The organism is Pseudoalteromonas sp. DY56-GL22, assembly GCF_041414715.1.
Lineage (GTDB): Bacteria > Pseudomonadota > Gammaproteobacteria > Enterobacterales > Alteromonadaceae > Pseudoalteromonas > Pseudoalteromonas simplex.
The window spans coordinates 76,733-89,973 of the sequence record NZ_JANHZR010000002.1 but is presented as its reverse complement, the minus strand read 5'-3'; the positions used below and the strand labels follow the sequence as shown (position 1 = coordinate 89,973).

Genomic DNA, 13,241 nt, shown 5'->3' with positions numbered 1-13,241 from the left:
GATTTGTGTTCACTGTAGCATATCTAGGTTGATATTTACGAAAAAGTAACCTAAATTGGTTACATAAAACAAAGTAACCAAATTTGGTTACTTATCGCGATGTAACTAAATTAAGTTACTTAATCTAAGGGATCATAATGATTGCGGTGATCAGCGGTGATTTAATTAAATCACAAAAAATTCCACAACAAGAATACGACGCCATGCTTTATCAGCTTGATCAAAGCTTGCGCTTTGTTGCTAAGCGCTTTAATGCAAGCTTTACCATTTATCGTGGCGATGCATTGCAAATACAGCTAACAGAGCCAGAGCTTGTATGTCATGCAGCAATCTTGTTGTATTTGCAAATGAAAGCAGCCAATTACGAGCTGCGACAAAGTTTGGCTATTGGCTCACTCGATAACCCCCGCGCCGATATTAAAACAGCCACAGGTAGTGCTTATACTTTATCTGGCCGTGGTTTAGATAACATGAGCCAACAACGCTTAGTGTTAAATATTGAAAATAACCCCCTTGAAGAAGCCTTTGCGCTTAATATTGCGCTTGTCGAAGTGTTGCTTGAAAAAATGAGTCAAAAGCAGGCCAATGCCCTGTTTTATTATTTAACCGCCGAGAACAACAGCCATGCAGAGCTTGCCAAAGAACTTAATACTAGCCGAGAGAATGTCACTAAGTTACTCAACCTAGCCCATTATCAACTTATCGAGCGCTTTATAAATTATAGCCAAACCACACTCAAAGGATTGTTATGACCAGTTTTGCTCTACTACTCACCGCGTTAGTACTGGGCCACTTACTTGCTGACTTTTATTGGCAGCCAATGAGCTGGGTTCACGATAGAAACAACCGTCACTTTCGTGCTAGTAAGCTCTATTTGCACGTATTAACACACGGCGTGACCTCTTTAGCTGTGCTCACACTGTGGGAATACACCTACGGCTGGCAAGAGTTCTTTCGTGTATTGTTAGCAATGGTTGCGATTATGCTAAGCCACTATGTCATTGACTTGGCAAAGTCGTATTCAAATAAAGGCGTAGTGCCGTTTTTACTCGACCAGTTGGCGCATTTTGTTGTGATTGTAATGCTAAGCGTTTGGCTTAGTGATAAGAATGAATTTTATAGCTTAGCGTGGCAGAAGCTGATTGCCCTCGATACTTTGTTTGTTATTGCAGCTTATTTATTGGTGCTTAACCCAAGCTCTGTGTTTATTCGCATGCTGTTTGAGAAAATCAATATTCAGATAAACAATGAAGGCAGTATTCCTGCCGCGGGGCATTTTATAGGCTTGCTCGAGCGAGTGTTAATGTTGAGCTTTATCTTGTTAGGTGAATACGGCGGCGTGGGCTTTCTACTGGCGGCCAAATCTATCTTTCGATTCGGTGATTTAAAAGAAAGTAGCGAAAAACAACTTACTGAATATGTCATGCTGGGCACTTTGTTAAGTGTCACCGTGACACTCTTTATTGGTGTCGCCACCTTATATTGCATTAAACTCATTTAAAACAAAAAACGCGCAATTGCGCGTTTTTTGTTTTTACTGCTATTAACTATCCGCAGCGGGCTTACGTCTTGGGCGAGATGGCCCCGATACACGCTGACGATTACCCGCAGGTTTATTACCTGTTGGTTTAGTGTTATTTGATTTATTCCCGTTGTTAGCGCCTTTTTGGTTTTGGCCCTGCTCTTTACCCTTACCCTGCCACTTACCTTGTGAAGGTCGCTTTTGCGATTTAGGTTTTGGCTTTTGTGAAGGTTTTGCTGCACCTTGACCATCTTGAGCTGGTGCTTTTGGCTTTTTCGGTTTCTTTGGTTTTTTCGGCTTGATTGGACGCGTATCTAGTGGCCTTTCAGCAACTGGTTTGCTTGGCTCAAAACCTGCTTCTGTTGCACGCGGAATAAGCTCACCAATAAAGCGTTCAATACCATATAAATCGTCGGCATCATCTACTGTTACAAACGAAATAGCATGGCCCGATGCACCCGCTCGGCCTGTACGGCCAATACGGTGTACGTAATCTTCATAAATATTCGGTAGATCGTAGTTAACAACGTGCGGTAGCTCAACAATATCAAGACCACGGGCAACGATATCGGTTGCAACTAGTACGCGCACTTCACCGGATTTAAAGCCTTCGAGTGCTTTAACACGAGCGCCTTGCGATTTATTACCATGAATCGCAGCGCCGACAATATCATCGCGTTCAAGCTGCTTAACTAAACGGTTTGCACCATGCTTGGTACGGCAAAATACTAATACTTGTTGCCAATCATTAGTACGGATCAAATGACTAAGTAATGCTGTTTTACGTGATTTATCTACCGCATAAACAGATTGAGCAACCGTTTTAGCTGTGGTGTTTTTTGCCGCGACTGAAATTTCAACGGGGTCGTTAATGAGCCTTTTTGCAAGTTCACGAATTTCGTCAGAAAAAGTCGCTGAGAACATCAAGTTTTGACGTTTAGCAGGCAATTTAGCAATGATACGTTTGATGTCATGAATAAAGCCCATATCAAGCATACGGTCGGCTTCATCAAGGATCAGCACTTCTAAATCATCAAACTTAACAGCATTTTGATTGTGTAGGTCTAATAAACGACCAGGTGTGGCTACTAAAATATCAACACCTTTACGAAGGCGCATCATTTGCGGGTTAATTTTAACGCCGCCATAAACAACAAATGAGCTAACATTTGAATGCTTAGCGTATTGCTCAACATTTTCGCTTACTTGTAAAGCCAGCTCACGAGTTGGTGCCAATACTAATGCACGTACTTTATTGCCACCGGCTTTAGGGTCTTTTGACAAACGCTCGATTAACGGCAGTGTAAAACCTGCTGTTTTACCTGTACCAGTTTGCGCTGCGGCCATAACATCACGGCCTTCAATGATCGCAGGGATAGCTTGTGATTGAATAGGCGTTGGTGCTTCATAGCCCTTTTCTAAAACTGCATTTACTAAAGCTGGTGATAAACCTAACCCATCAAAACTCATACTATCTCTCTTTAAAAATTTCAGCCGATTCGGCGAAGTGCGCGCATTATACCTAGGATAGTCAATAATGCATGGAATTATTTGCAAACTAGCACTTAATAGCGAACTGAGCAGCCTAATTTCAGGCATAAAAAAAGCGGCTCAAATGCCGCTTTGTCTTATATACCCAAATCACCTCAAGGTGGTTCGGGTATAACCAATCTTTACTTGACACCAAGTTCGCGTAAACGCTCTTGTAAGTAGCTGTCTGCTGTGTAACGCTCAGAAAGCACAACATCAGGACGCGGGTGTAAGAATAGTGGTAACGAAATACGTGATTTCGTTGACGCTTTACCCGTTGGGTTGATCACACGGTGAATCGTTGATGGGAAGTAACCACCTGACGCTTCTTGTAACATGTCACCAATATTGATGATCAGGTTACCAAAATCACATGGTACGTCTAACCAACCACCATCTGTTTTTTGTACTTGTAAACCTGGCTCATTCGCCGCAGGTAATACAGTTAGTAGATTGATGTCGCCATGCGCTGCTGCACGGATTGCGCCTGGCTCTTCATCACCTGTCATTGGTGGGTAATGAAGAATACGCAGAAGTGTTTGCTCAGAGTTAGCAATCATATCTTTAAGGTCGATAGAGAACTTAGCGCGCACCTCTTCTGGTGCTTCAGCTTGAACCCAGCTTAATAATGTTGCTGCAAACTCATTCGCTAAACGGTAGTACTCACGGATTTCTTCTTCTAGCTGTGCTGGAACGCGGCCTTTTGGATAAACGTGGTAGTACTCTTTAATATCTTTAACGGTAAAGCCTTTTGCAACTTCTGACACTGATGGTGGGAAGTAACCATCTTGTGTTTCTTTTGAAAATAAAAACTCGTGCTTTTGCTCAGAATTAAAGAATTCTTGCCAATTTTTGTAAATAGACTCAACTAATGACTGAGGGATTGGGTGATTTTTTAGTACACCGAAACCTGTGTTTCTTAGTGACTCAACAAATTGAGCGGCCGCATCGCTCGCTTTATAATCAACGGTAGGTAAATGTTGCATTTGTCTTTTCCAGTGAATAAGGTTCAAGAAGTCTGTGCTAAGCATAGCATTTCTTCATTATAGCGCTTCGCGAGGATAGAGAAACACAGGTAAAAACATAAGGACTTATGTCCGCTCCACCTTGCTTAGCTCCTTAACTTTGATACAGATCAAGCAACAAATCATTTGCTATTTATTAGCAAGTAAAAATGCGTTGAGCTCTTTACTCATTCGTTCTACAAGCGCTTTTGGGCCACCATCATACATATCGTTATGGCGCGAATCTTTAAGCTTAATTTGCGTCACTGGGTACATAGCAAGTTCTTGCGGCGTTAGCAATACGTTGTCATCTGCTGGGTAATCGCTACCGCGTAGTGTCAGTACAGCAATATTTTTGTTTCTTGGGGTCAGCATCCGACGATGATCAAGGGTGATCAGCTTAGCCACCTTAGCAGGATAAATAGCGGCATATAACGCTGCAATATCACCGCCATTTGAGTGCCCAAATAAAGTGAGCTGATTAAAGTCATACGCAGGGTATCGCTTTGCAAGTTCTACGGCTAAAAACTCAAGGGTTTGTACACCACGGTGCCAGTTTTCCATACGGGTGGTCATGTAGGGTGGCTCAGGGTTTAAACTCGGATCGCCTTTTAACTCATGAGCAACTTCAACCGTTAAGTAACCATGCTGATGAAAGGCCTGCTGGGCAAATTGATAGTCTGTATGTGCCATACCATAGCCTGCCCCAATAAACGCCACGGGGCATTTCTTCTTTATCGTGCATTTGCTATCGGCTGCTGTAATGGTCACCGGAATATGGCGTGCCCGCTCAGTATCAAACAGTGTCTCTGTTTGATTTGCAAAGGCTGTTTGCCCGCAAAGCGTTAAAGCGAGCAATAGCGCCGCCTTTTTAATATTTAACATGCTAATTTGAATTCTAAACTACGTTTAACCATAGGCCACTCACCATCAATAATTGAAAACACCACGGTGTCGCGTACGCATCCATCAGCCATTATTTGGTGATTACGAAGCACCCCATCTTGTTTCGCCCCTAAGCGAGCAATGGCATTGCGCGAAGCCTGATTATGCCAATGGGTACGAAACTCAACAGCAATCACATTAAGTATTTCAAATGCATAACTCAGTAGCAGTTTTTTACAATCAGTATTAACCCCAGTACGCTGAAAACGCTTGGCATACCAGGTATAGCCAATTTCTAAACGGCGGTTTTTACTGTCGATATTACAAAAGCGAGTTGAGCCTATCACCTCATCGGTGTGTTTATCGATGACAGCAAATGGTATTGCGCGACCAACTGACTGTTGTTCAAACGCCATATTTAAATAATCGTCAACACGTTCTTCATTGGGCACTGAGGTAAACCAAAGCTCCCAAAGCTTTCCATCTGAAGCGGCGTTTACTAAAGCATCACGGTGCTCAAGCGTTAACGGCACTAATTTAACAAATTGACCTTCTAAGGTGATGGGGCTTAAATCCATAACTTTCCTTAACCTTAATTAGTAATAATATTTAATCCACCAGCTCTATATCGAGCCCTGCTAATAAATCCAAAGCGGCATAACGTTCAAATTTGGCCTTACTGATATTGTTAGCTGTTATATCAATGGCGAAATGACTGGCACCAATAAAATTAGCTTTACTGAGGTTGGTTTGTTGAAACAAGCTGTCACGAAAGTCCGTATTAGTAAAATCAGCAGATGTTAAATCTGCATGTCTAAAATCAACATCTTTGGCAAAACAGCTACGCATTTTTAAAGCTTTTAAACTAAGTTCAAAAAAGCTGCTGTGGCTAAGTTCACAGCCAACAAAACTCACTGGAGCACGGCTGGCGAGTAGCGGCCAATCAACATCAGTAAAACGAACACTGGTTAATTTACACTGTTTAAAGCTTACTTCTTCAAGCGAGGTGTATCTAAGCTCAAGCGCAGCTAAATTACAATTTTTAAACTCACACTCTATAAACCGACAGTTTTCAAACTGACTATTGCTAAAGTCACAGTCAATAAATTCACATTGCTCAAATTCGCAATGCGAAAATGTTTGTCCTGCAAGGTTTGCTTCAAAGGTGTGCTCAAAATAAAGGGAATGGCTTGCGATCACGCGGTGGTCTCAATATCTTGTTTAAGCGCAAGTACAGCAATAAAAATAAGACCAAACAATGGAATTAGCCCTAGTAAGCCACCAATAATTGCCACCACGATTGGTGTTGAGGTTTTACGCTTACCTAAGTAATAGCTGATAGCGGCAAACAGTGGGAACAGAACAAGTACAAAATAACCTAAAAAAGTTGCACTGATATTCATACTCTTTCCTTGAAGAACATACTAAATATTCATTTAAGCACAAAAAAACCCTAAGGCATACACCTTAGGGTTTTCGTTGATCAGCTTATGAATTATTCAGCGTCTTTCGCTACAACATCAATAGCAAGCTCAGTTAATGCATCGGCATTTGCTTTGCTTGGTGCATCTGTTAATAAACATGATGCTTGCGTTGTTTTAGGGAAAGCAATAACGTCACGAATATTATCAGTACCGCATAGCAGCATAACTAAGCGGTCAAGACCAAACGCAAGACCCGCATGCGGTGGCGTACCATATTTAAGTGCATCAAGTAAGAAGCCAAACTTGTCTTGCTGCTCTTGCGCTTCGATACCTAAAATTCTAAATGCTGTTTCTTGCATTTCTGCATTGTGAATACGTACCGAACCACCACCAACTTCGTAGCCGTTTAATACCATGTCGTATGCATCTGATAGTGCACCAGCTGGGTTTGCTTCAAGCTCTTCAGGAGAAATACCTTTCGGTGCAGTGAATGGGTGGTGAACCGCATGCAATGTACCTTCGTCGTCTTCTTCGAACATTGGGAAGTCAACTACCCATAACGGTTTCCAGCTATCAAGATCAGTAATACCTAAATCAACACCAATCTTAAGACGTAGCGCGCCCATCGCTTCGTTTACAACGTTACGCTTGTCAGCACCAAATAAAATGATGTCGCCAGATTGTGCGTTAGTACGCTCAAGTAACTGGTTGATCACCTCTTCGTTTAAGAACTTAGCTATTGGTGACTGTACACCTTCAACGCCCGCTGCACGGTCGTTCACTTTCATCCATGCTAGGCCTTTCGCGCCATAGATACCGATGAATTTAGTGTAATCGTCGATTTGTTTACGAGAAAGCTCAGCACCGCCTGGTACAGTTAATACAGCAACACGGCCTTTTTCGTCATTAGCAGGACCAGAGAATACTTTAAACTCAACGTCTTTTACTAAATCAGCAACGTCTACAAGTTGCATTGGGTTACGTAGGTCTGGTTTATCAGAACCATATAAACGCATTGCTTCGCTGTATGGCATTACTGGGAAGTCGCCTAAGTCAACGTCTAGTAATGATTGCCACATTTCGCGGATCATTTTCTCAGTCATTGCACGCACTTCATCAGAGCTCATGAATGACGTCTCTAAATCGATTTGTGTGAATTCTGGCTGACGGTCAGCACGTAAGTCTTCGTCACGGAAACATTTAACAATTTGATAGTAACGGTCAAAGCCCGACATCATTAATAATTGTTTAAATAACTGTGGCGACTGAGGTAAAGCGTAGAAGCTACCTTTATGAACACGGCTAGGTACTAAGTAGTCACGGGCACCTTCTGGTGTTGCTTTTGTTAGTACTGGTGTTTCGATATCTAAGAAACCGTTGTCATCTAAGAAACGACGCACAAAGCTGCTCGCTTTTGCACGAAGTTTGATACGGTCGCTCATTTCAAGACGACGTAAATCTAGGTAACGGTATTTTAAGCGGCGCTCTTCAGAGTTTTGCTGATTAAAATCAAGTGGTAATGGCTCTGAACGGTTGATGATAGTTAAGCTTGTGCCTAAAATTTCAACTTCACCTGTTGCCATGTCTTTATTTACTTGGCTATCAGGGCGTGCGCGAACAACACCTTTTAACTGCACACAAAACTCTTGACGTAGTTTATTCGCAGTATCCATTAATCCTTCTACTTCAGGATCAAAAACAACTTGTACTAAACCTTCTCTGTCACGTAAATCGACGAAGATAAGGCCACCAAGGTCACGGCGTTTGTTGATCCAACCACATAGTTCAACTTCTTGATCTACGTGAGATTTATTTAGCTGTCCGCAATATATAGAGCGCATAGTATTCCTGTCAGTTAAAGACTTATAGCCGCCTGCTCTTAAGAGTTCGCTATTTTGAGAGCAAAAGCCACTATACAAAGTAATCATTTAAGGCAGAGCATTATACCCAAACCATCGCAAAATGCGAGTGCCAGCAGTGCCTGTCGGGGGGGTAAATATACACCCCGACTTCTGAGCAAACATTTCTTTTGATACACTAGCTAAAGTTTAAATTTATTGGTTGGTTTAATGCTGTATTTAGGTTGTCCGCAGTGGTCTAGCACCGCATGGAAAGGAAATTTGCTCTCTAGTCACTGTAAAAGCGCCGACATGCTCAGTGAGTATGCGCAATGCTTTAACTCAGTCGAGGGCAACACCAGTTTTTATGCTGACCCAAGTCACGAGTCATTATTACGCTGGCATGATGCGGTACCCGAAGACTTTAAATTTACGTTTAAGTTTCATCGGCGTTTTAGTCACGAATTACAGCTGACGAATATAACTAGTGAGCTTAATGCGTGGCTAAACTTATTTGAGCCAATTTTTGCTAAAACGGGGCAAATCATGTTGCAGCTACCCCGCGCCTTTGAACCTGATGCCCTACCCCTTCTTGCAAATTTTATTGCGCAACTACCCAAGCAACTTAGTTACGGTGTAGAAGTCCGTCACCCTGGCTTTTTTAATAAAGATGATGCAGAAATTCGCTTAAATCAGCTGTTAATTGAAAATAATATAGATCGCATCAGCATGGATACCCGCGCTTTATTTGCAGTACCCGCCGATACCGATGCACTCATTGATGCGCAAAAGAAAAAACCTTATCTACCTGTGCATGCCATTGCAACAGGAAATCAGCCTATGCTGCGCTTTGTGATTGCCAGTCTTGAACATGAATACAAGTCGTATTACCAGCCATGGCTGAAAAAAGTAAAACAATGGCTTGATGAAGGAAAATCACCCTATTTGTTTTTTCATACCGCAGATAATCGCCAGTCACCACTTTTAGCAAGACAGTTTTGCCAAGATTTAGGTTACAATCACCCCGTGCTTGCGCCTTTTATGGGTGAACGCGAAGCAAGCCAAAGCAGTTTATTTTAGCGCCCGATTTATCAAAGAAAATATGAAAGATTACAGCCGTTATTTTCAAGGTTATCCGCCCCATATCATTGAGCAAGTGTTACAGCTATTTAATGGTGACAGAGCCGCAAAATACCTTAAAGGCAAATACCCTGATGCGCATAGCATTACCAGCGATAAAGCTTTATACAATTACGCCACTGAACTAAAAAAGCGCTACCTTAAAAATGCCCTGCCTTTTGGCCGTGCCGCATTCAAAAAACAAGGCGATATGGTCACAAATGCCTTAGGCACCCATACTTTTCGTATGCAAGGTAAAACCCGAAAACACGATCTTGCCATTAATAGCGACCTGCTTCGCGCACCTGAACCACTTCTCAAAGCACTCGTCGTACATGAGCTGGCTCACTTTAAAGAAAAAGACCACAACAAAGCCTTCTATCAACTTTGCTGCCATATGGAGCCGCAATATCATCAACTAGAACTAGATTTAAGAATATTCAGTGTGTTGGTAGGTGAAGGGAAAAATCCGTATTAAAACTATCAGCTAAAAACTGACGGCTGAAAGCTGACAGCTAAACTTCTGAAACCTCAAACCTTCTTTGCCCTATCAGCTGCCCAGACTCGGTAACCACTTTGACGACCCATTTCCCTGCAGCATTAGCAGGGAAATTCGTTTTATGGCTCCACGCTCGATAGCCCTCTTTACGACCACCAGAAATATCCAAGGCTATGCGGTCAACTTCTTTTCGATTATGCACCCAAACGTGGAAGATTTTTTCATTTAAACCTCGCGGTGCTTTTACCGCACTAAAACTATATAGACCGTTTGCATGCAAGCTCTGCTCAGTGAGTTCTGTTATTGGCGAAAGCGGTTTACGAACTTGTGCATCTAACTGATATGACATACTCATATCCGTTAAACGCAGTGCCGCAGGTGGCACAAAGCTACGTAATTGCCAAAGCCCGGCACCTAATGAACAAAGCAATAACACCAACAACGGAAAACGCCACCATTTCGCATTGGGCATCAAATTACCAAGACTAGGGACAGTTAAAATAACCGCTATTATCAGTGCAATTTCAAAACTTTGGCTGGTCGTTAACTTCAACAAAATAGGTAAGGTAACCGACAGCACGACAAACAAAGAAAAGCTATGAAACACACTAAACCACACACTGTGCCTTGCAAGCTTTTTGTAATAGAGGGGGTCAACAACAGAAACGAACGCACAAAGTATAATTAAAGCGGTAAACGCGGCCTGCCCATGATCCCAGGTTGTCACTGCTAAGAAAAATGGTAAGGCAAAAAACAAACTTTCTTGCTGCACAACTTGCAGCGCAAAGCGCATCACGTTAGGCGACACCGCCACACCAAAACGCTCCTCGACTTTATCTCTAAGCCAGTTATCTATTAACAACCACAACCAAGTGACTAATAATAAGATAGATATAAGCTGCGAAAACGATTCTTTTCGCTCAACAAAGACATAGCTTGCCACACCACTGCAAAAAGCCAACACCGCCATCAACCCCGGCCGCTTCTGCATCATGAAAACAAATTTAGTTATAAAGTTTTTTAAGTAATTCATGCAATCATCAAATCCATTTAAGGCTTTATGAGTAAACCATAAATTGGATGAATGTAGGCTTTAAAACGAGCTTTAAGTTCAAAGCTTTAAGCTGTAAGTTTTGAGCCAAGACTAATTACTCAACCGCATCGATTATGAAGGTTCGTAAATAACAATTTGACTCAACCACCAGTTAAGTTCATCGTCAATTTGCCATGCCTCACATGAATTCAGATGTTTTAAAATTACCTGCTTATCAGACTGACAACACATAGCTTTTAATACAAGATTACCATTTTCCCAAAGTGTTGCTCTTGCTATAAGGCCATTGCCTTTAATTTCGATGTATTGAGCTTTAATTGGCTCACCCAATTGAGCAGAGAGAACCACCTTGAGCTTTTCAATTGTCAAAATTTTAGATTTTGAATTTCTCCAATTATCTAATTCTTGCAGCATTATTTTCCTCAACATAAGAATGTAAGCAATTGCTACCAAGCACTATTTTTATACCGAGGTAGCTTACAAGGCTCTTAACCTAATGAGTCAAAGCAAATTTCCGTATAACTCTCATGTGAAATACCTAGGGTAAATTTGCCATACTCAGCTTGATCAGATTCGCTATATTCGAGCCAAAGTTGTTTTGCTTCTAACAAATCAGAAATATTATCAATCTCTCGGACTCCATTAAGTACAACATGTAGAGTCTCCGATTGAGTTTGGAATGTAACAAACACTTGAAACTCACTCCCAGCGCGTTTTAACTTCACTTCATCGACTATAACATCTTGGTATATGTGATTAAACTTCAATTCAATTGCCTATTGAGTTATTTCAGTAGATTAATTTATGTATTACACACCAAGACATTAACTTAATGAAAGCTGAAAAACCATATTTCAAACTTAGGGTTCAGTACCCTCAATTGAATTTCAGCGTTGAAATAAACTCAACATAGAACACTAAGTCTTATAGCCTTTTCAAAACAAAAAAACGCGGCCTGACCCGTACCTCTATTTTATCTGACGGCTGAAAGCTCATGTTAAATAAAAACACTTTTGACTATTCAATCAAACTTGGATAACTTCAGTCGAACACCTAAAATGCTTGAAATTATTTTTTCACAGTGGAGGGGGTGGAGAATAGAGGTAGATTATGCACGTTAAATTGAAATTCACTTTAATACTTTCTTTATCATTACTTTCTATTGGCTGCGCAAAAGCAGAGCAATGTGCAGAGTCAATGCAACTAGGTGAAACTACTTTGTATTCAGAGTGTCGAGGTGCTGAAGCAATTTCATCCAGTACTATACACTCATCAATGAGCCTAGATGAAGCATTCGAGATGATGTTGAATATTTTAGAGTCTAAGGGTGATATTCAAGCTTCAAAAAACGATTTATATGTTTCTATTTTTTCAATAATGCAGACAGAAAAATTTAATTTTAGAGTAACTTCTTTTCCTAACGGGATATTATTGGCTTCTGAGAATACTAGCGCAATTTATCTGAAAATAGATGAGAAAACATGGTTACAAAAGGTTCTGTAACGTACACATTAAAAAATGTTAAATTGCAACTTAAATCGCATTCCACCCTGCATTTATTTACTATTTAGCATTTTATAACAATACACATAACGCCTCCCATTTATTGATTCAACAAACCTCGCATTAATATCAAATTAATAACTGAACCCAATATAAGCCCAATATACAATTGAAAAGTTAGTTTCCAGTTAATATTTAATCTTGTTAATAACTGAAATTAACTCCTAATAAAATAAAAGGTAAAGAAAGGAATATCTAATGCCATTAAATGCAAACGTAAAAACAGAGGTTATTAAAAATACTGAGAAGTTTGAAGGACGAGTTCCTCATTTGTATCTTGATACCAGAGGATTAGATACTGTGGGAATCGGTCATCTAATTTAAAACAAAGCAGCCATGGCATCAGTTGTCATGTATAAAAATAATTCAAACAACACGCTTGTGTTAGCTTCATTAGCTGAGAAGCAAGCTGAGTATGACTCGATAAAAAAGCAACCCTATGGCTTTAGTCGCAATGCAAATTTTTACAAATTGCATACAACTTTAATTATGAAAGACCATGATATAGTAGCGCAAAAAGAAAAACACATTTTAAAATTCTATAGTGAACTTACTAAATATTACACCACGTCTAATGGCTTCGCTAAAAGCTTTGATTTAATGCCCTATTCAGTACAGAAAGCATTACTTGATATGGTCTTTAATTTGGGCTGCGTACGCAGTATGTAAAAATGAATAACGCCATTAAGAAAGAAGACTGGATTGTTGCAGCAGTTGAGAGTAAAAGGGTTGGCATTTCAAGTTCAAGAAACAACTATGTCAGCAACTTATTCCTTTCTGCCCAAAAACAGTCAATCACACCT

General features: G+C 40.7%; 17 protein-coding genes. 7 read left to right on the top strand and 10 right to left on the bottom strand.

What is annotated here, in order from left to right:
* The first annotated feature begins 137 nt into the window (after positions 1-137).
* Both NO991_RS04420 and NO991_RS04415 read left to right on the top strand, forming a co-directional pair.
* Positions 138-752 (top strand): hypothetical protein, encoded by a 615-nt coding sequence (locus NO991_RS04420; RefSeq protein WP_300416698.1) that lies wholly within the window; start codon positions 138-140, stop codon positions 750-752.
* Positions 749-1,501, top strand: a complete 753-nt coding sequence (locus NO991_RS04415; protein WP_371351712.1) for a DUF3307 domain-containing protein — start codon at positions 749-751, stop codon at positions 1,499-1,501. Before NO991_RS04420 ends, NO991_RS04415 begins: the two co-directional genes overlap by 4 nt.
* 42 nt (positions 1,502-1,543) lie before the next feature.
* On the opposite strand, the gene NO991_RS04410 is transcribed toward NO991_RS04415, so the two are convergent.
* The 7 genes from NO991_RS04410 to aspS form a co-directional block, all read right to left on the bottom strand.
* Entirely contained in the window at positions 1,544-2,992 is a 1,449-nt protein-coding gene (locus NO991_RS04410; protein ID WP_371351711.1) for a DEAD/DEAH box helicase, read from the bottom strand.
* A gap of 203 nt (positions 2,993-3,195) precedes the next feature.
* Positions 3,196-4,038: an isopenicillin N synthase family oxygenase gene (locus tag NO991_RS04405; protein WP_054551580.1), complete on the bottom strand. Its 843-nt coding sequence runs from the start codon at positions 4,036-4,038 to the stop codon at positions 3,196-3,198.
* A gap of 168 nt (positions 4,039-4,206) precedes the next feature.
* Positions 4,207-4,941 carry an alpha/beta hydrolase gene (locus NO991_RS04400; RefSeq protein WP_300360098.1) on the bottom strand — a complete coding sequence of 245 codons (735 nt, stop codon included), beginning with the start codon at positions 4,939-4,941 and terminating at the stop codon, positions 4,207-4,209.
* Positions 4,935-5,519, bottom strand: coding sequence for a GNAT family N-acetyltransferase (locus tag NO991_RS04395; RefSeq protein WP_300546003.1), 585 nt, complete (start codon positions 5,517-5,519; stop codon positions 4,935-4,937). The genes NO991_RS04400 and NO991_RS04395 overlap by 7 nt, the downstream gene beginning before the upstream one ends.
* A gap of 31 nt (positions 5,520-5,550) precedes the next feature.
* Positions 5,551-6,141, bottom strand: a complete 591-nt coding sequence (locus NO991_RS04390) for a pentapeptide repeat-containing protein (RefSeq protein WP_300362867.1) — start codon at positions 6,139-6,141, stop codon at positions 5,551-5,553.
* Positions 6,138-6,344 carry a hypothetical protein gene (locus NO991_RS04385; protein ID WP_187490769.1) on the bottom strand — a complete coding sequence of 69 codons (207 nt, stop codon included), beginning with the start codon at positions 6,342-6,344 and terminating at the stop codon, positions 6,138-6,140. Before NO991_RS04385 ends, NO991_RS04390 begins: the two co-directional genes overlap by 4 nt.
* Before the next feature lie 92 nt (positions 6,345-6,436).
* Positions 6,437-8,206 (bottom strand): aspartate--tRNA ligase, encoded by a 1,770-nt coding sequence (aspS, locus tag NO991_RS04380; protein WP_166339426.1) that lies wholly within the window; start codon positions 8,204-8,206, stop codon positions 6,437-6,439.
* 228 nt (positions 8,207-8,434) lie between these two features.
* Between aspS and NO991_RS04375 the strand changes: the two genes are divergently transcribed.
* Together NO991_RS04375 and NO991_RS04370 are read left to right on the top strand one after the other, a co-directional pair.
* Positions 8,435-9,283 (top strand): DUF72 domain-containing protein, encoded by an 849-nt coding sequence (locus NO991_RS04375; RefSeq protein ID WP_300416706.1) that lies wholly within the window; start codon positions 8,435-8,437, stop codon positions 9,281-9,283.
* Between the two features lie 22 nt (positions 9,284-9,305).
* Positions 9,306-9,800 carry a M48 family metallopeptidase gene (locus NO991_RS04370; RefSeq protein WP_130167071.1) on the top strand — a complete coding sequence of 165 codons (495 nt, stop codon included), beginning with the start codon at positions 9,306-9,308 and terminating at the stop codon, positions 9,798-9,800.
* Between the two features lie 37 nt (positions 9,801-9,837).
* On the opposite strand, the gene NO991_RS04365 is transcribed toward NO991_RS04370, so the two are convergent.
* The 3 genes from NO991_RS04365 to NO991_RS04355 all read right to left on the bottom strand — a co-directional run bounded on the left by NO991_RS04365 (position 9,838) and on the right by NO991_RS04355 (position 11,642).
* The gene (locus NO991_RS04365; RefSeq protein WP_300362871.1) at positions 9,838-10,854 is read right to left on the bottom strand and encodes a DUF5924 family protein; all 1,017 of its coding nucleotides are present in this window, start codon (positions 10,852-10,854) and stop codon (positions 9,838-9,840) included.
* A gap of 132 nt (positions 10,855-10,986) precedes the next feature.
* The gene (locus NO991_RS04360; protein WP_138599711.1) at positions 10,987-11,289 is read right to left on the bottom strand and encodes a hypothetical protein; all 303 of its coding nucleotides are present in this window, start codon (positions 11,287-11,289) and stop codon (positions 10,987-10,989) included.
* Positions 11,290-11,363: 74 nt separating this feature from the next.
* Positions 11,364-11,642 carry a hypothetical protein gene (locus tag NO991_RS04355; RefSeq protein WP_166339432.1) on the bottom strand — a complete coding sequence of 93 codons (279 nt, stop codon included), beginning with the start codon at positions 11,640-11,642 and terminating at the stop codon, positions 11,364-11,366.
* Between the two features lie 343 nt (positions 11,643-11,985).
* Here NO991_RS04355 and NO991_RS04350 point away from each other — a divergent pair, with 343 nt between their 5' ends.
* From NO991_RS04350 to NO991_RS04340, 3 genes are all read left to right on the top strand, one after another.
* Positions 11,986-12,378 (top strand): hypothetical protein, encoded by a 393-nt coding sequence (locus tag NO991_RS04350; protein ID WP_138599713.1) that lies wholly within the window; start codon positions 11,986-11,988, stop codon positions 12,376-12,378.
* Positions 12,379-12,636: 258 nt separating this feature from the next.
* Positions 12,637-12,762, top strand: coding sequence for a hypothetical protein (locus NO991_RS04345; protein WP_267237894.1), 126 nt, complete (start codon positions 12,637-12,639; stop codon positions 12,760-12,762).
* Positions 12,763-12,789: 27 nt separating this feature from the next.
* On the top strand, positions 12,790-13,107 hold the full coding sequence (locus tag NO991_RS04340) for a hypothetical protein (protein WP_300360892.1): 318 nt from the start codon (positions 12,790-12,792) through the stop codon (positions 13,105-13,107).
* The last annotated feature ends 134 nt before the right edge of the window (positions 13,108-13,241 follow it).

What these genes read in the sequence shown, in the direction of transcription:
- NO991_RS04420 (WP_300416698.1), top strand. Translation starts at nt 138, where the DNA reads ATGATTGCGGTGATCAGCGGTGATTTAATTAAATCACAAAAAATTCCA.
- NO991_RS04415 (WP_371351712.1), top strand. Translation starts at nt 749, where the DNA reads ATGACCAGTTTTGCTCTACTACTCACCGCGTTAGTACTGGGCCACTTA.
- NO991_RS04410 (WP_371351711.1), bottom strand. Translation starts at nt 2,992, where the DNA reads ATGAGTTTTGATGGGTTAGGTTTATCACCAGCTTTAGTAAATGCAGTT.
- NO991_RS04405 (WP_054551580.1), bottom strand. Translation starts at nt 4,038, where the DNA reads ATGCAACATTTACCTACCGTTGATTATAAAGCGAGCGATGCGGCCGCT.
- NO991_RS04400 (WP_300360098.1), bottom strand. Translation starts at nt 4,941, where the DNA reads ATGTTAAATATTAAAAAGGCGGCGCTATTGCTCGCTTTAACGCTTTGC.
- NO991_RS04395 (WP_300546003.1), bottom strand. Translation starts at nt 5,519, where the DNA reads ATGGATTTAAGCCCCATCACCTTAGAAGGTCAATTTGTTAAATTAGTG.
- NO991_RS04385 (WP_187490769.1), bottom strand. Translation starts at nt 6,344, where the DNA reads ATGAATATCAGTGCAACTTTTTTAGGTTATTTTGTACTTGTTCTGTTC.
- aspS (WP_166339426.1), bottom strand. Translation starts at nt 8,206, where the DNA reads ATGCGCTCTATATATTGCGGACAGCTAAATAAATCTCACGTAGATCAA.
- NO991_RS04375 (WP_300416706.1), top strand. Translation starts at nt 8,435, where the DNA reads ATGCTGTATTTAGGTTGTCCGCAGTGGTCTAGCACCGCATGGAAAGGA.
- NO991_RS04370 (WP_130167071.1), top strand. Translation starts at nt 9,306, where the DNA reads ATGAAAGATTACAGCCGTTATTTTCAAGGTTATCCGCCCCATATCATT.
- NO991_RS04365 (WP_300362871.1), bottom strand. Translation starts at nt 10,854, where the DNA reads ATGAATTACTTAAAAAACTTTATAACTAAATTTGTTTTCATGATGCAG.
- NO991_RS04360 (WP_138599711.1), bottom strand. Translation starts at nt 11,289, where the DNA reads ATGCTGCAAGAATTAGATAATTGGAGAAATTCAAAATCTAAAATTTTG.
- NO991_RS04350 (WP_138599713.1), top strand. Translation starts at nt 11,986, where the DNA reads ATGCACGTTAAATTGAAATTCACTTTAATACTTTCTTTATCATTACTT.
- NO991_RS04345 (WP_267237894.1), top strand. Translation starts at nt 12,637, where the DNA reads ATGCCATTAAATGCAAACGTAAAAACAGAGGTTATTAAAAATACTGAG.
- NO991_RS04340 (WP_300360892.1), top strand. Translation starts at nt 12,790, where the DNA reads ATGTATAAAAATAATTCAAACAACACGCTTGTGTTAGCTTCATTAGCT.